We start from the raw sequence: 19672 nt of genomic DNA on the forward strand, positions 1-19672 counted from the left end.
TATACACAGAGCCGGCAGGCTTATGGAGTTACACAGATACAGGTTGCGCGGGATTACCGCAGAAATGAGGGAGAATATGATTCAGAAAAGTATCAGGGAATTAGTAAGATATGGTCTTGCGACCGGACTTGTGGAGCCGGAGGATACCATCTACACCGCTAACCGCCTTTTGGAGCTGTTCGGCCTGGAGGAGCTTGAGGATGCGGATACGCCGATTACAGCCGACAAAAGCGAAGAAGCACAGCTGACAGGCGAACTGGAAAGCATCCTTAAGGATATGCTTGACTACGCGGCACAGAACGGACTTCTTGAAAACAACAGCGTTGTATACAGGGATTTGTTCGATACAAAAATCATGAGCGTGCTTGTGGCGCGTCCCAGTGAAATTATTCGAAAATTCAATGCTTACTATGCCCAGTCCCCGGAAGCTGCAACGGAGTATTTTTACAAATTCAGCCAGGATACAGACTATATCAGACGCTACCGCGTATGCCGTGACCAGAAATGGATTGCCCATACAAAGTACGGAGATCTGGATATCACCATCAACCTGTCCAAGCCGGAGAAGGATCCCAAGGCGATTGCAGCCGCCAAAAACGCAAAACAGAGCGGATACCCCAAATGCCAGCTGTGCGTGGAAAATGAAGGCTATGCAGGACGCGTAAACCATCCCGCAAGACAGAACCACAGGATTATTCCCATCACCATCAACGGCGGTCAGTGGGGCTTCCAGTACTCCCCTTATGTTTACTATAATGAACACTGCATTGTTTTCAATTCCCAGCATATTCCCATGAAAATCGAACACAACACCTTTGTGAAGCTGTTTGATTTTGTGAAGCTGTTCCCTCATTATATGCTTGGTTCCAATGCGGACCTTCCTATCGTAGGCGGCTCCATTTTAAGCCATGACCACTTCCAGGGCGGTCACTATGAATTCCCCATGGCCAAAGCCGGCGTGGACAAAACCTTCACGGTAAAAGGCTTTGAAGATGTAACAGCGGGAATTGTGAACTGGCCCATGTCCGTTATCCGTATTTCCGGTCCTGACAGCGACAGGCTTATTGCCCTTGCCGACGTGATTCTTGATAAATGGCGCAGCTACACAGACGAAGAGGCATTTATCTATGCTGAAACAGATGGGGAGCCTCACAATACCATTACCCCCATCGCAAGAAAACGCGGTGACAACTACGAACTGGATCTGGTGCTGCGCAACAACATTACCACAGAAGAACATCCCATGGGCGTTTACCATCCTCATGCAAAGCTGCACCATATCAAAAAGGAAAACATCGGCCTGATTGAGGTTATGGGTCTTGCTGTGCTTCCTTCTCGTCTGGACGGTGAAATGGCCGCTCTGGAAAAAGCAATACTGGAAGGCGCGGATATCCGCGGCGATGAGGTTCTTGGCAAGCATGCGGACTGGGTGGAGGAATTCCTTCCCAGATATGAGAATGTGACGGCAGACAACATCCATGAAATCATACAGACAGAAATCGGCCAGGTATTCATGGAAGTTCTGGAGGATGCCGGCGTTTATAAGAGAACGGCGGAAGGTCAGGCGGCATTTGACAGGTTTACGGCGGTTTTGAACCAGTAAGGCAGCGAAAATAAAAAGTGACTTGAAAGATTCAAGTCCCCAGTGCATAATTTATTTAGAAGTAATCAAAGGATATTTCGGGTCCGATGATTGCGCTTCGGATAACTGTATAATTTTTAGTTTCAAGCTATCCTCTATTGGCCGTAGAGGATAGCTATTTTTTGTCCTGATGATTATCTATGTAAGCCAGTGCTGCAAAAATTACCAGCACCAATGTCAACACTTCAAGTGTATTCATGCTTCATTTCCTCCTTCGTTTATTTCCGAAGGAAATCACCAGACTATCCTCTGACTTCTTTTCGATTAAACACAGACATTTTATCATGAAAGGATAGCGATTACAATGATAATTATGGTAGTAATCACCTGTTTTTGATAAAGAATATATGAATAATCGATGGAAATCAGAGGAAAACCTGCGGCTAAAAATTAATATATTATCTAAAAGCTAAAATATATTAGTTTTATATAATTGATCAGTTAACTGATTAGTTAATTTAATCCTTATACAGTCCCCGGTTAACCAATATCTCCCGGTATCCGGCTCCAAGCAATCTTTTTCCGCCCTTCATGCATACCTGGAAATGTCCGGGAAGAATGACATCACAGGAAAACACGGCCATTTTTTTCAGGGATTTCCGGTATTCCTCATAGCAATACTCCTCGTCCACACGGATTCCAAGCACAGGTGTATAAATATCGCTTCCTGTCTGAAGAAAGTCACCGGTTACAAGAACCGTTTTCCCATGCCACAGGAAACTGTAGGCCATGCTTCCCCTGGTATGTCCGGGAACCTGATGGCATTCCACAACAATACCGTGAACATTGATTTTTTCGCGGTCCACAAGCCTGTGGGAAACAGGACAGGCCGGAAATGGGACACCATAACAATAGGGAATCGTTCCGGCGGAGCCGTTTTCCACCGCATCTGCATCCTCTTCGCCTATCAGAAGCTGCGTACCGTTTTTTAAGAAGCTGCGCGCATTTCCGGTATGATCAAAATGGGAATGGGTGAGGAATACATGGGAAATCTGAAAGGAGTCAAGGCCCCAGAGCAGAAGATTGTCCCGGATTATCCCCAAATCTGCCGCGTCCAGACCGGTATCAAACAATATCAGCTGCTTTTCCATGGGGAAAGCGGCGGCAAATACATTCTGATAGCTTCCATAGCAGGAGCCGCATAGTTGGTAGAGATCGGGTAAAAGCAGCATAGTTGTTCCTCCGTTAAATATTAGAGCGAGTAAGTGTGGTTTTTATTCTAACCTTTTACAGCGCCGGCAGCAAGACCTTCGGTAATCTGCCGTGAAAAGATAATGAAAATAAGTATGATTGGAAGGATCCCAATGACAACACCCAGCATTCTGGCGCCGTAGTTTGCAACGAACATATTCCCAATGGATGCAATAACCAGCGGTACCGTATACATTTTAGGATTATTTATCATGATCATAGGAAGCAGATAGCTGTTCCAGGACTGCAGAAAGGAAATAATGCTCAGGGTAAAGACTGCCGGACGGATAATGGGAAGGACCAGTCGTATAAATACTCCCATATCGTTACAGCCATCAATTTTTCCGCTTTCAATCAGTTCATACGGGAAAGCATCCTTCATGTATTGTGTCATCCAGAATACACCGAAAGCATTAGCTATGTTGGGAAGAATGAGCGGGAGAAAGGTTTTCGACAGATGAAGAATGCGCATTTCCCACGCAAAGGCAACCAGCCCTACTTCCATTGGAACCATCATGGTCATGAGAACAACCTGAAATAATATTTTTTTATTTCGGAACTCATACTTGGCGAAGGCAAAACCTGCCATGGCGCTGAAGATAACAGTAAGCACAGTGCTGGATACGGCAACAATGAGACTGTTTATGACGGAACGAAAATAATCTGCCTCAAGGATTGTCCGGAAGTTATCCTTTAAAGCCGTACCAATACGGAAGGTTATCCCTGAGAAAATCATCTGGTTATCCTGGGTAGACATTACAAACATTAAAATGAAAGGCAAGATACTGATAGTTGCAATCAATACCATGAAAAGATTAACTATGACGGATACCGGTTTTATTTTTTTCTGCTTTTGGTTTGATTTCTGCATAACTATTCCTCCTTATTCCTGTTTATAATGGAAAAATACAGGAAAGAAAAAATCAGGATAACGACAAACATTGCATATCCGGTGGCAGCGCCGTAACCACTTTGGCCTGATATAAAGGCAGTGTCAAGAAATTTCATATTCATCGTCTGTGCCGCATTTCCTACTCCGCCCTTGTAGTCTCCGAAAAGCATCAGCGGTTCTTCAAATATTTTCAGGCATCCAATGATCCCTATGGTAGTCTGGAACACGATAATAGGTTTCATAATTGGAAGTATGACATATAGGATGGCTTTAGGAGCAGAGGCACCGTCAACCTTTGCCGCATCATAAATTTCACTTGAAATTCCCTGCAGACCTGAAAGATAAATGACTGCTACATAACCGATATACCGCCAGTTGGTAATAAATGCCACGAGTGGTTTGGAAATGGCAGGATTGTGGAGCCAATCTATGTTTTTACTTATAATTCCCAAATCCCGCAGCATTACATTGATTATGCCAAAGTTCTTGTCAAGCATTGTGGAAAAAATAATTCCTATGGCAATCGGCGCGGTTACATAAGGCAGAAACATGGCGTTGCGCACGTAGGTATTGCCCCATTTAATAAAGCCGTAATTTAAAAGAAGAGCTACAATCAGTCCAAGGATCTGTATCGGTATCATTGCTTCCAGAACCAGAATTAAGCTGTTAAATAAAGAATGGTAAAATGCGGTGTCTCTTAAAAGGGAGGAATAATTCCGGAACCCTATAAATTCCATTGGACCAAACCCCTTCCATTTTGTCAGACTGATATAAAAACTGAACAAAATAGGAAACAGATTAAAAATCAAGTAGGTTGCAAAAAAAGGCAGGATAAAAATAACTGGCCAGTTTGTCTTTCTTTTTTTCTTCATATAAGTCCTCCCGAGATGTATATATGGTTTAAGAGAGGCCTGCGGCCGGAATGCTACCGGCGGCAGGCCCTTTATGTTACTTCTGATAATCAGGATTTGATGAAATCAAATCTTCTTCCACCTTATCTGCAAGCTCCTGCGCCGTTCCTGAATCCAGGGACTGGGCAAAGAAGGACATGCTGCTGTAGAACATGGAATCATCAGACAAAGGTCTGAGAACCGTCATTTCATCCATTTCCTTCAGATAAAAATCCGTTACATTTTGGTTGGCAAAGAACTCGTTGGGCTTATATAGGTATTCGGATGAATAAGCTGCTTTAACTCCAGGATAAAAATGGATAAGTTCATATTTATTCTGTGCACCCTGAGGAGAAAGCTCATATTTCATCCAGGCTGCCACCGCCTCTTTATTCTGGCTTTGGTTATACATTCCCCACCAGATGCCGCCCCAGTTATAAGCGCCGCCGGGTACGGAGGTAACACCCCAGTTGCCTGCACCGTCAGGATCGTTAGGTTCTATAACGAAGCTCTGGAACCAGCAGGAGCCGGGATAACATAATACATTTCCCTGGGCAAAGGAAGCATTCCAGGCGGGAGTCCAGATGTCCATACCACTGTCAATATTAGCCGCTTTAACCTCTTTCAGTAATTCGAAGGTATCCGTGAAGTTTTCAGCAACCATAAGCTTATTCCCATCCTTCCAGCTTAACCCTGTCTGGTTTACCATGGGATAAACGAGGGAGTCCATGCCGGGGATCATGCTCACGCTGCCGCCTGACTTTGCGACCACATCCTTGCCGACTTCAATGAAATCCTGCCAGGTGGGCATCATGGCTGCTATTTCTTCCGGATCATCCGTACCCAGATACTCCTTTGCCAAATCCCGTCGATAGAAGAGTCCGCCAGGAGCAGCGGTATTAGGTATGCCGATAAAAGTTCCTTCATTATCAGTGCCGATATCCACCAGATAAGGGATAAGAAGATCCTTATCAATATTATAGGGTTCGGCGCTGATATCCTCACAGATTCCCATTTCATAGAATTTGCCAACCATACCGATTTCCATCGCAAGAATATCAGGGATTTCTCCGCCGCTGGTAAGGGCTGTCTGGAGCTTTTGGAGATAGTCCTCTGCAGAGGCTATAGTAACAAATTCGAAGGTTACGTTAGGATAAATGTCATTCATTTTCTCAACCATGGTAAAGAAATTGGGATCCCAGCTCCAGAATAAGATATTTCCTGTAATTTCCTCCGGTGACTTTCCGTTTACGTAAAAATATTCATCGTCTGCCGGAATGTAGCTTGCTGTATCGGCTGAGGCTTCGGAGGCAACAGGAGTGCTTTCCTGCGCCGGAGATTCCGGTTGGGCTGCTTCTGTTTTTTCCTCTTCTGCAGTGGTGCTTGCAGGAACTGACGGAGCAGGACTGCTTCCGCAGCCAATGCAGGAGAAAGCCATTAAAAGCGATGCCGCAGTAAAGGCCAGAATACGTTTATAAATACTGTTTTTCATACAATCCCTCCTTAAGAAATATGTAAAAAGTGAAGGCGCCCTGTTGATATTTTTATTATACTTAAGGCCGGATTTATTTATAGATGAAGATATTATTATTTTTTAAGAGATATTATGATGCTGCTCAAGTTGATTATCCTTGAATTGGTAAGGGCTGAAGCCTGTCATTTTTTTGAATATCTGACCAAAATACTGAACACTTCCAAATCCGCACATTTCTGCGATGGTATATACCTTGAGATTGCTGGTCAGTAAAAGTTTTTTTGCTTTTTTTAATCTGTACTGAATCAGAAAATCACTGATATTTATTCCGGTTTCCTTTTTGAAAATCTGACTGAGATAAATCCGGCTTATCCCTACGTATTCGGCAATGTCTTCTAAAGTAATAGCTCTGGAATAATTGGTCTTCATATAGTCAATTGCTGACAAAATTTTTGAACTGCATCCGAGAAACTCTGTTTCTTCCCCCAGCATTTCATATGCTTCACCATAAGCTTCCTGTAAATCTTTCCAGTGTGAATAGGCATGGGTACTGATACCGGCAATCCAGCTGATATTTCTGCTTTCAAAGAACTGATATACCATAGTAAGGACAGCTTTCAAATCCGTTTTCAGATCGGCAATGCTGCTTTGTGTGTCATTTGTAAGAATCAGACAGTAAATATTCGCTTCCTCACGGAATAGCAGAAGACGGCCGGAAGCAGCTTCGGGGCAGCAATTATTGATATAGCGAAAAAGTTCCTGGGCATCTGTTTCTGATAAGTTTTCGTTACCTGATGAGGAAAGTTGAAAACAGCCTGTCATATAACAGGATTGAAGATCTGGAATGATGCCGTTTATTATGTGGTTATGAATTTCAGAATCACTCAAATCATTGTGAATCAATTTATGGAGGATTTCCTGCCGCAAAACCCTGAGCCCCTCTCCTGCAGTCAACTCCTTACGGAAAATGGAATCCAGCCTTTTCAAAAGTGCGGCGAGATCAGTTTCTTCACAGGTATGCTTTAATAGATAATCAACAGCGCCGAGGCGAAGCGCTTCCCTTACATAGTCAAATTCGTCATAACAGCTTAAAACAATGACCTTGGCAGGATTCTGTACCGCCTTAAGCTGACGAAGAAGCTCCAGCCCATCCATGACAGGCATTTTAATATCGGTAAAGACAACATCAGGGCGGAGGGTAGCTATTAGCTCAAGCGCCTGCTTTCCATTAGCGGCCTCCCCGCATAGCCGGTATCCGAAATTTTCCCATATAATACCGGATTTCAGGCTTTGCCGTGACAGCAGCTCGTCGTCAACTATGAATACTTTTTTCATATCGTTTATCCTCCCTGATTGCAGGTATTTTAAGCCGGACATGAATTCCCCCGGCAGGGTTGGCCTTTAGCAGGATTCCATATTCTGCTGAAAAATTGATTTTGACACGGTGATTAATATTTTCTATGCCGATATTTTTCAACTTTCTTACCTCAAATGAGTTATTACCATATTCCTGATATTGATCTGCTTCCAGAAGACAGTTCAGTTCCTCTATTTTTTCCGGGGACATACCTATGCCGTTATCATAAATATCTATTATAATATCGTTGCTCATCCTGGTGAGCATGGTATGAATTTTCCCGCTGCCTTTAGGAAGTATGCCGTGAAAAAGGGCATTTTCTATCAGTGGCTGGATAGAAAAGCGGGGGATAAGGTAATTGATAATATCGGGTGATGTAATTTGACACTCATAATCCACAACATCCTCTCCATAACGGACCTTTTGAATATGTAAATAATCATTGGCCAGTTCCAGCTCCTGGGATATCGTAATAAATTCGTCAGAAGCCAGGCTGGCGCTGCTCAGATGTATCAAAGACACAGTTATATCCCGAATGTCAGGAGTGTTGTGGAGTTTCGCAAGGTAGCGTATTGAATTCAGGGTATTATATAAAAAATGAGGATTAATCTGTGCCTGAAGGGCATATAGTTCAGCCTGCCTTTTACTGCGTTCTTTATTTTTTACCTGTTCAATTAAATTCCGTATTTGGGTAAGCATAGAATTGTAACCCTCTACCAGAGAGAGGAGTTCATCCTGATTATGGTAGGAAACAAAGCTGTTCAGGTTACCTTTTTCAACTTCCTTCATGGATGTAATCAGCATGCCAATTGGCTTATACATGGAATTAATAATCGGGCGGCTGATAATAATCGCAGCAAGAATACAAATAACAAACAAAATCAGGGTCAGATTCATCTGAATTACAATTGAACGGGCGAACAGATTATAAGGAATAAGCGCGCACAATGTCCAGCCTGTGAGAGGGGAGGTTTCCGTAAGGCATAAGAATTTCTCATTATTTATTTTTATGGAGCCATCTTTTTTTGATATTGAAAAGTTCAGGGCATTAACAAATGCTTCATTTGACAGAGGATATTTTCCGGAACGGCACAGGACGGTTTTCTTATTGTTAATAAGAAATGTCTCACCGCTCATGGGCAGCGAAAAGTCATACAGAACCTGGTTAATTACGCGGGTATCCATATCTACAATAAGCCTGCCCAGCTTTTGGTTCCCGGTATAAAGAGAATAAATATTCTTCTCAAAGGAAATTACAGGAGTATGCTGGCTGATATATGGTGCATAATGAACGTCTGATAAACACAGAGAAGAGGTTTGCGGGTCACAATTTATTTCAGGGGCGGCCATTCCCTGCAGAGAGTTGTCCAGAATCTGGTTATCCAGATTAACAAGATACACCTTAGGAACATAAGGCCTTGTAGCAGAATATTTCTTAATGGTTCGTTCCAGCGCGCGGAGGGTAGATTTTGTTTCCAGACTGCTGTAATCCACTTTTTCTGATAAAGCAGTCTGCACTTCAGCTTCGGGCAGAATACCGGATGCCAGGTTGTTGATATCTTCAAAAAAATAATCAATATTTGATAGCCCCAACCGCAGTGATTCATGAACGGAATCAGTCAGATTCTGTTCCAGGATAATATATGTCTGGTAGGTATTGGCGGACTGAAGCACGGCCAGAGCGGAGATGATTAACAAGGAAAAGGATAATATCATTTTACGTCGGAGTGAGGTGACATGAAAATATTTTCTGAGCAGATGTTTCATGGAAAAGCCCCCTGCATATAAAATAAAAGCGAAAACAACATAAATGTAGTGCTTGGGTTAAGTATAGCATACAGGAAAATAAAATAAAATTTTTCTGAGGATAAAAAACAGGAAAAACTTGCCACCAATAGTGATTCCCGGTATTCTTAATGAAATGGAAGTAAAATATTTACAACACAAACATATAAATCTTCATCAATATAAAAGAAAGGCATCCCTATGGTAAATATCCACAAAACCCCCACCCAGCTCACCACAGACCGTCTGCTCATCCGCCCCTTCACCCCTGAAGACACCGATGCGTTTTTTGCGCTCATGTCCGACCGGGAGATAAACACCTTCCTCCCCTGGTTCCCCTTACAGACAAGAGCGGAAGCGGAGCAGTTCCTTGAAGAACGTTATCTGAGCCGCAGTGAGGAACCTGACGGCTTCCATTATGCCATATGTCTTAAGACAGATAATATCCCCATTGGCTATATCAACGTGGACGCGGGGGAAAGCCATGATTTCGGCTATGCCCTGAGAAGGGACTGCCAGCATAAGGGCATTATGACAGAAGCTGCCCTCGCGGTGCTGGAGGAAATCAGAAAAGCCGGAATTCCATACATAACGGCGACACATGATGTAAAGAACCCGGCAAGCGGAAACGTGATGAAACGCATGGGCATGACCTACCGCTATTCTTACGAGGAACCGTGGCAGCCTAAAAATATCCTGGTCACCTTCCGAATGTACCAGCTGAATCTTGACGGCAGGAAGGATCGGGTATACATGGAGTACTGGAACCGTTACCCTGTCCATTATATTGAGAAGGATGTATAAGCCCTTTTTTACCGCATCAAGTCAAAAAACGGCCGCAGTTCTTTTCACTGCTGTCCCGGAACCCCTTGCCACCCGCTGGCTTTCGCTGTATCCTAAAGAAAAGCCGGGACGACGATGAAAATCGGTTCCATATACGGAGGAGTTTTATGATTATATTGATTGCCGGGAGCACTCACGCCGGAAAGACCCTTTTTGCCCAGAAACTTCTGGAAGTCTATTCCTATCCTTATCTGTCCATCGATCACCTGAAAATGGGCCTGATCCGCAGCGGCCGCACATCCCTGACGCCGGAAAGCGATGGCAGGCTGCTGACGGATTATCTGTGGCCTGTTGTGCGGGAGATGATCAAAACTGCCATTGAGAACAAACAGAACCTGATAGTTGAAGGCTGCTATATCCCCTTTGATTTTAAAAAGGATTTCGAACCGGAATATCTGCAGGAGATCCGTTATGTCTGCCTTGTTTTCAGCGAAAACTATATCCGCGCCCATTTCGCTGACATCAGGGCCCATGGAAGCGATATTGAAGACCGCATGGAGGATGAATATCTGGAGCTGGAGCCATTGGTTGACAAGAACAGGGAAAACCTGGAGCAGTGCAGGGCATACGGCCTGGAATATGTTCTAATTGATAAAACATATGAAATTACCTGGAGGCCGCAGCCGTAAGGCACTGTTAAGCAGCCGGATCCCCCGGAGCAGCCCTGTATCTTTCGGGATAACGCGTTCTGCCGGAATGCCTCCTGGAAGCAGTTTCATTCTTGCCGCAACACCGTTTTCGCGGTATCCTGTGTAAAGCAGGGGTTCGGTCCACAGAAGCCTTTATGCGGCAAAGCTTACGTTGAGGCTGAGGTTCACCTTAAGGATCACCAATCCGGCAGAAAGCCTGTCAGAAGAAAGACGAATAACCTATGAAATTTTTACTCACAGCAGTGAATGCAAAATATATCCATTCCAACCCGGCCATTTACAGCCTGCGCGCCTACAGCATCCGGAAGGAGCCGGCGCTTGAGGAGCATATGGAGCTGGCCGAATACACCATCAACCAGCCCTTCCAGGAGATACTGGCGGACATTTATGTTAGAAAGCCGGACTGTATTGCGTTTTCCTGCTATATCTGGAACTGGGAAATGATTCAGGATATCACCCGGGAGCTTGCCAAGATCCTGCCTGATGTGCCGATTTGGCTGGGCGGACCGGAAGTATCCTACAATCCGGAAGAAATCCTGGGGAAAATGCCTTTTCTCACCGGGGTTATGGTGGGTGAGGGAGAGGTGACCTTCCACGAGCTGCTTGTATTTTATAAGGATAAGCTTTCCTCCGGAACGGGGCAGCCGGATACAGATGAAGAGGATACACTGCAGAAAATCCCCGGCATTGTTTTCCGAAGAGCCCCGGAAAAGCCGGACGAAACTCCGGAGGCCTACGCCGCTGCATGCAAACCCCCGGGAACCTGCACAGCAGCAGGAGCCCTTTCCGTCTGCCGCACCGCTCCCCGCAGCCTCACGGATATCAGTGACATCCCTTTTTTCTACAACGAAGAGGACATTGGCGATTTCCACAACCGTATCATTTACTACGAATCCAGCCGCGGCTGCCCTTACCGTTGCAGCTACTGTCTTTCTTCCATAGATAAAACGGTCCGCCTGCGCAGCCTGGAGCTGGTGAAAAAAGAGCTTCAGTTTTTTCTGGATAAAAAGGTCCCTCAGGTCAAGTTCGTAGACCGTACCTTCAACTGTAATCATGCCCATGCCCAGGCGATTTGGCGTTACATCAGCGAACATGACAACGGAGTCACCAATTTTCATTTTGAAATATCCGCGGATATCCTGAACGAAGAAGAGCTTCGGCTCCTGCGCTCCCTGCGCCCGGGACTGGTGCAGCTGGAAATCGGCGTGCAGTCCACCAATCCGCAGACCATCCGGGAAATACGGCGCGCCATGGACTGGGAGAAGCTGAAAAAAATAGTGGCCTCCATCCAGGAGGGACAGAATATCCATATCCATCTGGATTTGATTGCCGGCCTTCCCTGCGAGGATCTGGAAAGCTTCCGCCGTTCCTTCAATGATGTTTATGCCTGCCGCCCGGAACAGCTGCAGCTGGGCTTCCTGAAGGTCCTGAAGGGCTCTTATATGCATGAGAAGGCTTCGGAATATGGGATACATTATACGGATAAGCCTCCCTATGAAGTCCTTTTTACCCGCTGGCTCCCCTATGGGGATGTCCTTTCCCTTAAAAAAATCGAAGAAATGGTTGAGCTGTACTACAACAGCGCCCAATTCACCCATACCCTGCCGGTTCTGGAAGCTGTTTTTCCAAATCCCTTCCGTCTTTACGAAGAGCTGGCGGCCTATTATGAAAAGAAGGGATACTTTATCAACAATCCCGCAAGAAGCTACCGCTACCAGGTGCTTCTGGACTTTGCCCTTTCTGTGGACCCGGAGAGGGAGAGCCTTTACAGGCAGCTCCTGACGCTGGACATGTATCTGAGGGAAAATCTGAAGAGCCGCCCGGATTTTGCCCTGAATTTACAGGAGATTCCCGAAATCAAGGAAAAAATAAACGGATTTTACCGCAAAGAGGAAAAAGAACCTCTTTTCCTGCAGGATTATGTGGACGATGGCTTTAATTCACGGCAGATGGCAAGAATGACCCACATCGAATGCTTCCGCCTGTCCGTATGGGAAAGCCCTGTCCCCGGGATGATGGAAACATTCCCGGAAGAAAAAATTTATTTCCTGCTGTTTGATTACAGAAAGAGAAACCCTCTGAATCAGGAAGCCCATACCATCCTGCTTCCGCTTTAAAGGAGAATGGAAATTGAGACAAAAAGAAAGAATAGAAAATATACTGAAGCTTCTGGACGAGCGCTATGGCACAGATATCATCTGCTATCTGGATCATGAAAATGCATGGCAGCTACTGATAGCCACGATTCTCAGCGCCCAGTGCACGGACGCCAGGGTTAACGTGGTGACTAAAGACCTGTTCCGGAAATATCCGGGCGTGGAGTACTTTGCCCGGGCAGATTTGAAGGAGCTGGAGCAGGATATCCGATCCACCGGTTTTTACCATAATAAAGCAAAAAATATTATCGCCTGCTGTCAGGACCTGGTTGAAAAATTCGGTGGGGAAGTGCCGGAATCCATTGAGGATCTCACCTCTCTCGCGGGTGTGGGGCGGAAAACCGCCAACGTAATCCGCGGGAATATTTACAATGAGCCAAGCATTGTGGTTGACACTCATGTAAAAAGAATTTCCAACCGGCTGGGCCTGACGAAGGAGGAGGATCCGGTCAAGGTGGAATATGACCTGATGAAGGTTTTGCCCAAAGACCACTGGATACTTTACAACCTGCAGATTATCGCGCTGGGCCGGGAAATCTGCAAAGCGCCCACCGCAAAATGTGAGGCGTGTTTTTTAACGGAGTTCTGTCCATACTATAAGAAGAACAGCGGTAAGAAAACAACAAACAAAAAGACGGAAGGTGCGAGGTGAACGGGCCGGTGAAGGACTATGTCTGCCTGGATTTGGAGACCTCAGGGCTGTATCCCAGACTGGATAAAATTATTGAAATAGGCGCGGTTAAGGTATTGGGCGGCGTAGCTGCGGAGCGTTTCCAGACGTTTGTCCATCCGGGGCGTAAGCTGTCCGGGCATACGTCTGAAATTACGGGGATTACGGATCGGGATCTGGAATCGGCCCCGTATATTGAGGAGGCGCTTCCTGAGTTCCTGGCCTTTGCCGGGGAGCTCCCGCTTCTGGGGCACAGTGTCCTTTTTGACTATTCCTTTATGAAAAAAGCGGCGGTGAACCAGGGACTGACATTTGAACGCACAGGCGTGGATACGCTGAAGCTGGCGAGGAAATTCCTGCCGGAGCTGGAAAGCAAAAACCTGGGGTTTTTATGCAGGCATTTTGGAATCAGCCATACGGCCCACAGGGCGCTGGGGGATGCCCTGGCGACGCAGCGGCTGTATGAGGTACTGTGCGGGCTTTTCCTGGAAGGGAATGAAAAGGATTTCGCGCCCCAGCCGCTTATTTACCGGGTGAAAAAGGAAGGCCCCGCCAGCAGCGCGCAGAAGGAACGGTTATATAAACTGACTGCGGCTCATAAACTGGAACTGGACGCCGATATTGAAAAAATGACGAAAAACGAAGCCAGCCGCACCATAGACAAAATTCTGGCTCAATACGGAAAAATCCCGGGGAAAGAGAAGTTTTGACGCGTAACAGTCCAGGCGGGTTTGCGCATTCACTGCGCAAACCGTGAGAAAACGTGGTGGCAGCAGGCATCCGCCCCTCGCCGAAGTCGGCTTTTATGGGTGGATGCAGTAACAGTTTGTCCGAAGGGTGAACTGTTACTTTGATGTTGATTTTCGGCTTATCTTTGCTTGCAAAACAGGAAGCTTTCATATATAATAAGCATCTGAACAAGTAGGATAAGCATGGAAATGTCGGGAGGCATAAGAAAATGTTTAATTTCAATAATAAAAAAACGAGAAGAGTTGTTTCCTCAGTCATCATCATCATACTGGTGCTGGCAATGGTCGTACCGACACTGCTGTATTTTCTGTAAGGATAGGAGCAGCTTATGAAGAAATGGATTTGGACACTTGTCTTTGTACTGGCCATAGGAGCCGCAGCGCTTTCCGCGGGACTTCACTCCCGGGCACAGGCAAAGCCGGATGATACGATACTGGAAGGCGTGTACGCCGGAGATATTTCACTTTCAGGAATGACCAGGGAAGAGGCGAAGGCCGCCATACAGTCCTATGTGGATTCACTGGCCGCCAGCACCATTACCCTGAACGTAGTGGAAGGCAATACGGTGAATGTAACCGCCTCCGAGCTTGGACTTGGCTGGGCTAACCCGGAGCTTGTTGAGGAAGCGGTGAACCTTGGGAAATCCGGCAACGTGGTGGTACGCTATAAGGCCCTGAAGGATCTGGAGCATCAGAATAAGGTTTATGATATCGCCTTTTCCTTTGACCGGGAAGCGATTGCATCGGTTGTGGAAAATAAATGCGACGCCTTTAACGTGGAGGCGGTGAACGCCCATCTGAAGAGAGTGGACGGCGCTTTTGTGATTGAAGACGGACAGACCGGCGTTGTAGTTGACAACGCAGCTTCCGAGAATGCGATATATGACTATCTGACCACCCAGTGGAAGGGCGGGGATGCCGCCGTGGATCTGGCGGTTACCGAAGAGGTTCCCCAGGGAAACAAAGAAGAGCTGGCGAAGGTTAAGGATGTGCTCGGCAGCTATACCACGAGCTTTTCTTCCTCAGGAAAGGACAGGAGCGCCAACGTGACCAATGGCTGCAGCCTGATTAACGGAACGACCATTTACCCCGGAGAAACCTTCTCCACCTATGAGACCGTCAGCCCCTTTACTGCGGATAACGGATACTATATGGCCGGTTCCTACCTGAATGGCCAGGTGGTGGACAGTATCGGAGGCGGTATCTGCCAGGTATCCACGACCCTTTACAATGCGGTTCTGAAGGCGGAGCTTCAGGTGGAGGAAAGGCACAACCACTCCATGATTGTTGGATATGTAAAGCCCTCCATGGACGCGGCCATCGCCGAATCCGCAGGGAAGGATTTCCGGTTTACCAACAATACGGGCTATCCCATATATATTGAAGGCTATACAAGCAATAAAAATATTACGTTTACCATTTACGGCGTGGAAACAAGGGATCCGGGCCATGTGGTAACCTATGAAAGCGAAGTCCTGGAAACCATCCAGCCTGCCTCTGAAAGCATCGTACAGACTACCTCCCAGCCCATAGGCTTCGTGGATGTACAGTCCGCGCATGTGGGCTACAAGGCAAGGCTGTGGAAGGTGGTAACGGAAAACGGCGTTGAGGTCAGCAGAGAGCAGATCAACAGCAGCAGCTACAAGATGGTTCCCCGTACGGCAACGGTAGGTGTTGCCACGAACGACACAAACGCTTATAATGAAATGCAGGCGGCGATTGCCACCGGAAGCATCGACCAGGTGAAGAGCGTGGCAGCGGCTTTGAAGAACGGTCAGAGTAGTGCCCCGGCGGGTAATCCCGGTGTGGATCCTGCGCTCGCGGCCATTTTGGCAGGAAAGTCGCCTGAAGAACAGGCGGCGCTGATCCAGCAGTACAATGAACAGCTGGCACAGCAGCAACAGCAGGCAGGACAGTAATGTCTGCCAACCAGTGTGAATACAGGTGGGAACGCGCATGAAAATCGGCAAGGTGCCCGAGAGCGTCTTAAAACGCTCTGTATTAAGACAACTGAAAACCCGAAGGGATGAAATCGTACTTGGCGCAGGTCTGGGGGAAGACTGCGCCATTTTGGCACCCGGCGGGGGAGAAGTTGTACTTTTTTCCTCGGATCCGGTAACCGGCACCGGTAAGGATATCGCCCTTTACGGGATACATGCGTCCGCCAATGACATAGCAGCCGCCGGCGCGGAGCCGGTGGCGGTCCTCCTCACCCTTCTTCTGCCCCCGGACTGTGAGGAAAGGGAGCTGAAGGAACTGATGGCCCAGGCGGAAGCGGTCTGCGCCTCCCTGCACATTCAGATCGCAGGAGGGCATACCGAGGTCACTGACGCGGTAAACCGTATTGTCCTTACTGTAACAGCCATAGGCAGGGCCAAAGAAGGAGATACCGTTGCCACCGGGACCGCAAAACCGGGGAACGATATCGTAGTGACAAAATGGATCGGCCTGGAAGGAACCTCCATCGCCGCCAGGGAAAAGGAGAAGGAGCTTCTGGAGCGTTTTCCCGCATACCTGGTGGAGGAGGCGAAGGGCTTTGACAAATATCTCTCTGTTATCCCGGAGGCTGCAGTCGCCGGCAAGTCCGGCGTTTGTGCCATGACAGATGTAACCGAAGGAGGCATCTTCGGTGCACTCTGGGAAATGGCGGAAAGCTCAGGCGTCGGACTGGAAATCGATCTTAAAAAGCTGCCCATCCGTCAGGAAACGGTTGAAATCTGCAATCAGCTGGATCTCAACCCTTATGAACTGATATCAGGAGGCTGTCTTCTGATTGCAGCGGATAATGGAACAGATCTTATACGGAATCTGGAAAAAGAAAATATCCCGGCCGCGATCGTGGGTAAAGCGACCGGAGGGAACGACCGGGTTATCCGGAACGGGGAAGAAAAACGCTTCCTTGAACCGCCCAAAACGGATGAGCTTTACAAAATAAGCTTTGGAGAAGCCGAAAGCTGAACCAGGAAGGGAGTCATTATGAGAGATTTAAGAGAACAATTACTGGGAATTATTGAGAAAAACAGCCGCATTGATTTAAAAGAGCTGGCTGTGATACTTGGCGTGGAAGAAGTAGATGTGGTGAATGAACTGGCGGCCATGGAATCGGAAGGAATCATCTGCGGTTACCATACGCTGATTGACTGGGATAAGACCAGCCTGGATAAAATATCCGCGCTGATAGAGGTGCGCGTAACCCCTCAGAGAGGCCAGGGCTTTGACAACATTGCCGAGCGCGTGTATAAGTATCCGGAGGTGAACGCCGTATATCTGATTTCCGGCGGCTTTGATCTTCTGGTAACCCTGGAGGGAAGGAACCTGAAGGAAATTTCCAGCTTTGTATCTGAGAAGCTGTCTGCGCTGGACGGAGTCCTGAGCACGGCCACTCATTTTATCCTGAAAAAATACAAAGACCACGGAACCATTCTTGCAAAGAAAAATGAAGATACAAGGGAGAAAATTACGCCATGAGAAATCCGCTGTCCGATAAAATAGTCGATATCAAACCGTCGGGCATCAGGAAATTCTTTGACATCGTAAGCGAAATGGATGATGCTATTTCCCTCGGTGTTGGTGAACCCGACTTCGATACCCCCTGGCACATCCGGGATGAGGGTATCTATTCCCTGGAAAAGGGAAGAACCTTCTACACCTCCAATGCAGGTCTGAAGGAACTGAAGATTGAAATCTGCAATTACCTGGAACGCCGTTTTCATCTTACATACAACTATGCCAATGAGGTGCTGGTTACCGTAGGCGGTTCGGAGGCCATTGACATTGCCCTGCGTACCATGGTCAATCCGGGGGATGAGGTGCTCATTCCCCAGCCCAGCTACGTATCCTACGAGCCCTGCGCCGTGCTGGCCGATGCCGTTCCGGTCATCATCAACCTGAAGGCTGAGAATGAATTCCGTCTCACCGCACAGGAGCTTCGGGATGCCATTACGGACAAAACCAAGGTGCTTGTGCTTCCTTTCCCCAACAACCCCACGGGGGCGATTATGGAAAAGAAGGATCTGGAAGAGATTGCGGAGGTGATTCTGGAAAAGGATCTGTTCGTTATTTCTGATGAAATTTACAGTGAACTGACTTATAAAGCGGATCATGTCTCCATTGCGAGCATTCCGGGCATGCAGGAAAGAACCATCCTGATCAATGGTTTTTCCAAATCCTATGCCATGACCGGCTGGCGTCTGGGCTATGCCTGCGGGCCGAAGATCATCATTGAGCAGATGCTGAAGATTCATCAGTTTGCCATCATGTGCGCGCCCACCACAAGCCAGTATGCGGCGGTGGAAGCCCTGCGCAACGGCGACGACGATGTGGTGGAGATGCGGGAAGCCTATAATCAGAGACGGCGCTACCTGATGTATGCCTTCAAGGAAATGGGGCTGCCCTGCTTTGAACCCTACGGCGCTTTTTATGTATTCCCCTGCATCAGGGAATTCGGCATGACCAGCGATGAGTTCGCCACACGCTTCCTGCAGGAGGAAAAAGTGGCAGTGGTTCCTGGAACCGCATTCGGGGACTGCGGAGAAGGCTTTATCCGTATTTCCTACGCCTATTCCCTCGAAAATCTGAAGGTTGCCATCGGCAGGCTGGCGGATTTCGTGGCAAGGCTGAAGAAGGAACAGGCAAGGTAACAGCCAGTGGCGCCTGCTGTTCCAGGCAGTGGGGAAAGAGCTGACAGTTATCATTTTGGCATTGTAATACTGCCGCCGGACGCCGGCGGTTCCGGCAGCCCTGTATCCTGTATAATTCAGGAGACGGGGCTGCCGCTTTTGTAAAAATATAACGAAAGACATCGGGGAGAATTGAAATGAATATTGTACTGCATCAGCCGGAGATCCCGGCTAATACCGGAAATATCGGCAGGACCTGCGTAGCCACGGGTTCCGTCCTGCATCTCATAGAGCCGCTTGGCTTCCGTCTGAACGAAAAGGAAATCAAAAGGGCGGGCATGGATTACTGGAAGGATCTGGACGTGCGGCGCTATATCAATTATGAAGACTTCCTGGAGAAAAATCCCGGGGCGAAAATATGGATGGCCACCACCAAGGCAAAGCATGTATACACTGACGTTGCCTTCGGCCCGGACGACTATATTATGTTCGGCAAGGAAAGCGCGGGAATCCCGGAAGAAATCCTGGTGGAAAATGAAGATACCTGTATCCGTATCCCCATGCTGGATAAAATCCGTTCCCTGAATTTAAGCAATTCCGTTGCGATTGTGCTTTATGAGGCCCTGCGCCAGAACAGCTTCGAAGGAATGCTCCTCGAAGGCGACCTCCACAGACTCTATTGGAGGTAGTGGGACGCCTTCCCGTTATAGTTCTCCCCCGCGGGATTCCTGCCCACCGCTCTGTTACGCACCGC

Annotated in this window: 17 protein-coding genes; 11 read left to right on the forward strand and 6 right to left on the reverse strand. The window is 47.4% G+C overall.

All coding sequences use genetic code 11. The features are described 5' to 3' along the window. Positions 1-76: 76 nt before the first annotated feature. The gene (galT, locus tag HMPREF1548_RS17445) at positions 77-1603 is read left to right on the forward strand and encodes a UDP-glucose--hexose-1-phosphate uridylyltransferase (protein ID WP_035322713.1); all 1527 of its coding nucleotides are present in this window, start codon (positions 77-79) and stop codon (positions 1601-1603) included. A 497-nt stretch (positions 1604-2100) separates the two neighbouring features. Here the strand turns inward: galT and HMPREF1548_RS17450 are convergent, their stop codons facing one another. The 6 genes from HMPREF1548_RS17450 to HMPREF1548_RS17475 form a co-directional block, all read right to left on the reverse strand. Beyond that, entirely contained in the window at positions 2101-2814 is a 714-nt protein-coding gene (locus HMPREF1548_RS17450; protein ID WP_021637708.1) for an MBL fold metallo-hydrolase, read from the reverse strand. A gap of 47 nt (positions 2815-2861) precedes the next feature. Further along, entirely contained in the window at positions 2862-3704 is an 843-nt protein-coding gene (locus HMPREF1548_RS17455) for a carbohydrate ABC transporter permease (protein ID WP_021637709.1), read from the reverse strand. A gap of 2 nt (positions 3705-3706) precedes the next feature. Next, on the reverse strand, positions 3707-4597 hold the full coding sequence (locus tag HMPREF1548_RS17460) for a carbohydrate ABC transporter permease (RefSeq protein WP_021637710.1): 891 nt from the start codon (positions 4595-4597) through the stop codon (positions 3707-3709). A gap of 76 nt (positions 4598-4673) precedes the next feature. Further along, entirely contained in the window at positions 4674-6107 is a 1434-nt protein-coding gene (locus HMPREF1548_RS17465) for an extracellular solute-binding protein (protein WP_021637711.1), read from the reverse strand. Between the two features lie 102 nt (positions 6108-6209). After that, positions 6210-7424, reverse strand: coding sequence for a response regulator transcription factor (locus HMPREF1548_RS17470; protein WP_021637712.1), 1215 nt, complete (start codon positions 7422-7424; stop codon positions 6210-6212). Next, complete coding sequence (locus HMPREF1548_RS17475) at positions 7402-9213, reverse strand: cache domain-containing sensor histidine kinase (protein WP_035322698.1); 1812 nt, start codon at positions 9211-9213, stop codon at positions 7402-7404. The genes HMPREF1548_RS17470 and HMPREF1548_RS17475 overlap by 23 nt, the downstream gene beginning before the upstream one ends. Positions 9214-9432: 219 nt before the next feature. Between HMPREF1548_RS17475 and HMPREF1548_RS17480 the strand changes: the two genes are divergently transcribed. The 10 genes from HMPREF1548_RS17480 to HMPREF1548_RS17525 all read left to right on the forward strand — a co-directional run bounded on the left by HMPREF1548_RS17480 (position 9433) and on the right by HMPREF1548_RS17525 (position 19607). After that, entirely contained in the window at positions 9433-10035 is a 603-nt protein-coding gene (locus tag HMPREF1548_RS17480) for a GNAT family N-acetyltransferase (protein WP_021637715.1), read from the forward strand. A gap of 131 nt (positions 10036-10166) precedes the next feature. Then, positions 10167-10703, forward strand: a complete 537-nt coding sequence (locus HMPREF1548_RS17485) for a zeta toxin family protein (RefSeq protein WP_502690637.1) — start codon at positions 10167-10169, stop codon at positions 10701-10703. A 242-nt stretch (positions 10704-10945) separates the two neighbouring features. Further along, positions 10946-12841, forward strand: a complete 1896-nt coding sequence (locus HMPREF1548_RS17490) for a B12-binding domain-containing radical SAM protein (protein ID WP_035322700.1) — start codon at positions 10946-10948, stop codon at positions 12839-12841. Positions 12842-12854: 13 nt separating this feature from the next. Then, on the forward strand, positions 12855-13532 hold the full coding sequence (gene nth, locus HMPREF1548_RS17495; RefSeq protein WP_021637721.1) for an endonuclease III: 678 nt from the start codon (positions 12855-12857) through the stop codon (positions 13530-13532). Next, positions 13529-14260 carry a 3'-5' exonuclease gene (locus HMPREF1548_RS17500; protein WP_021637722.1) on the forward strand — a complete coding sequence of 244 codons (732 nt, stop codon included), beginning with the start codon at positions 13529-13531 and terminating at the stop codon, positions 14258-14260. Before nth ends, HMPREF1548_RS17500 begins: the two co-directional genes overlap by 4 nt. Positions 14261-14628: 368 nt before the next feature. Then, positions 14629-16218 (forward strand): VanW family protein, encoded by a 1590-nt coding sequence (locus HMPREF1548_RS17505; RefSeq protein WP_021637723.1) that lies wholly within the window; start codon positions 14629-14631, stop codon positions 16216-16218. A gap of 37 nt (positions 16219-16255) precedes the next feature. Further along, positions 16256-17257 carry an AIR synthase family protein gene (locus HMPREF1548_RS17510; RefSeq protein WP_021637724.1) on the forward strand — a complete coding sequence of 334 codons (1002 nt, stop codon included), beginning with the start codon at positions 16256-16258 and terminating at the stop codon, positions 17255-17257. An 18-nt stretch (positions 17258-17275) separates the two neighbouring features. Beyond that, complete coding sequence (locus HMPREF1548_RS17515; protein WP_021637725.1) at positions 17276-17767, forward strand: Lrp/AsnC family transcriptional regulator; 492 nt, start codon at positions 17276-17278, stop codon at positions 17765-17767. Beyond that, the gene (locus tag HMPREF1548_RS17520) at positions 17764-18939 is read left to right on the forward strand and encodes an aminotransferase class I/II-fold pyridoxal phosphate-dependent enzyme (RefSeq protein ID WP_021637726.1); all 1176 of its coding nucleotides are present in this window, start codon (positions 17764-17766) and stop codon (positions 18937-18939) included. Before HMPREF1548_RS17515 ends, HMPREF1548_RS17520 begins: the two co-directional genes overlap by 4 nt. A gap of 176 nt (positions 18940-19115) precedes the next feature. Further along, a complete protein-coding gene (locus HMPREF1548_RS17525) occupies positions 19116-19607 on the forward strand; it encodes a tRNA (cytidine(34)-2'-O)-methyltransferase (RefSeq protein ID WP_021637728.1) in 492 nt (163 codons plus the stop codon). Positions 19608-19672: the final 65 nt, after the last annotated feature.

The sequence above is a fragment of the Clostridium sp. KLE 1755 genome (assembly GCF_000466465.2).
GTDB lineage: Bacteria > Bacillota > Clostridia > Lachnospirales > Lachnospiraceae > Eisenbergiella > Eisenbergiella porci.

Coding starts and splice junctions, on each gene's coding strand:
- HMPREF1548_RS17460 (WP_021637710.1), bottom strand. CDS start 4,597: ATGAAGAAAAAAAGAAAGACAAACTGGCCAGTTATTTTTATCCTGCCT.
- HMPREF1548_RS17480 (WP_021637715.1), top strand. CDS start 9,433: ATGGTAAATATCCACAAAACCCCCACCCAGCTCACCACAGACCGTCTG.
- HMPREF1548_RS17505 (WP_021637723.1), top strand. CDS start 14,629: ATGAAGAAATGGATTTGGACACTTGTCTTTGTACTGGCCATAGGAGCC.
- HMPREF1548_RS17490 (WP_035322700.1), top strand. CDS start 10,946: ATGAAATTTTTACTCACAGCAGTGAATGCAAAATATATCCATTCCAAC.
- HMPREF1548_RS17520 (WP_021637726.1), top strand. CDS start 17,764: ATGAGAAATCCGCTGTCCGATAAAATAGTCGATATCAAACCGTCGGGC.
- HMPREF1548_RS17455 (WP_021637709.1), bottom strand. CDS start 3,704: ATGCAGAAATCAAACCAAAAGCAGAAAAAAATAAAACCGGTATCCGTC.
- HMPREF1548_RS17525 (WP_021637728.1), top strand. CDS start 19,116: ATGAATATTGTACTGCATCAGCCGGAGATCCCGGCTAATACCGGAAAT.
- HMPREF1548_RS17475 (WP_035322698.1), bottom strand. CDS start 9,213: ATGAAACATCTGCTCAGAAAATATTTTCATGTCACCTCACTCCGACGT.
- HMPREF1548_RS17510 (WP_021637724.1), top strand. CDS start 16,256: ATGAAAATCGGCAAGGTGCCCGAGAGCGTCTTAAAACGCTCTGTATTA.
- HMPREF1548_RS17465 (WP_021637711.1), bottom strand. CDS start 6,107: ATGAAAAACAGTATTTATAAACGTATTCTGGCCTTTACTGCGGCATCG.
- HMPREF1548_RS17470 (WP_021637712.1), bottom strand. CDS start 7,424: ATGAAAAAAGTATTCATAGTTGACGACGAGCTGCTGTCACGGCAAAGC.
- HMPREF1548_RS17450 (WP_021637708.1), bottom strand. CDS start 2,814: ATGCTGCTTTTACCCGATCTCTACCAACTATGCGGCTCCTGCTATGGA.
- galT (WP_035322713.1), top strand. CDS start 77: ATGATTCAGAAAAGTATCAGGGAATTAGTAAGATATGGTCTTGCGACC.
- HMPREF1548_RS17515 (WP_021637725.1), top strand. CDS start 17,276: ATGAGAGATTTAAGAGAACAATTACTGGGAATTATTGAGAAAAACAGC.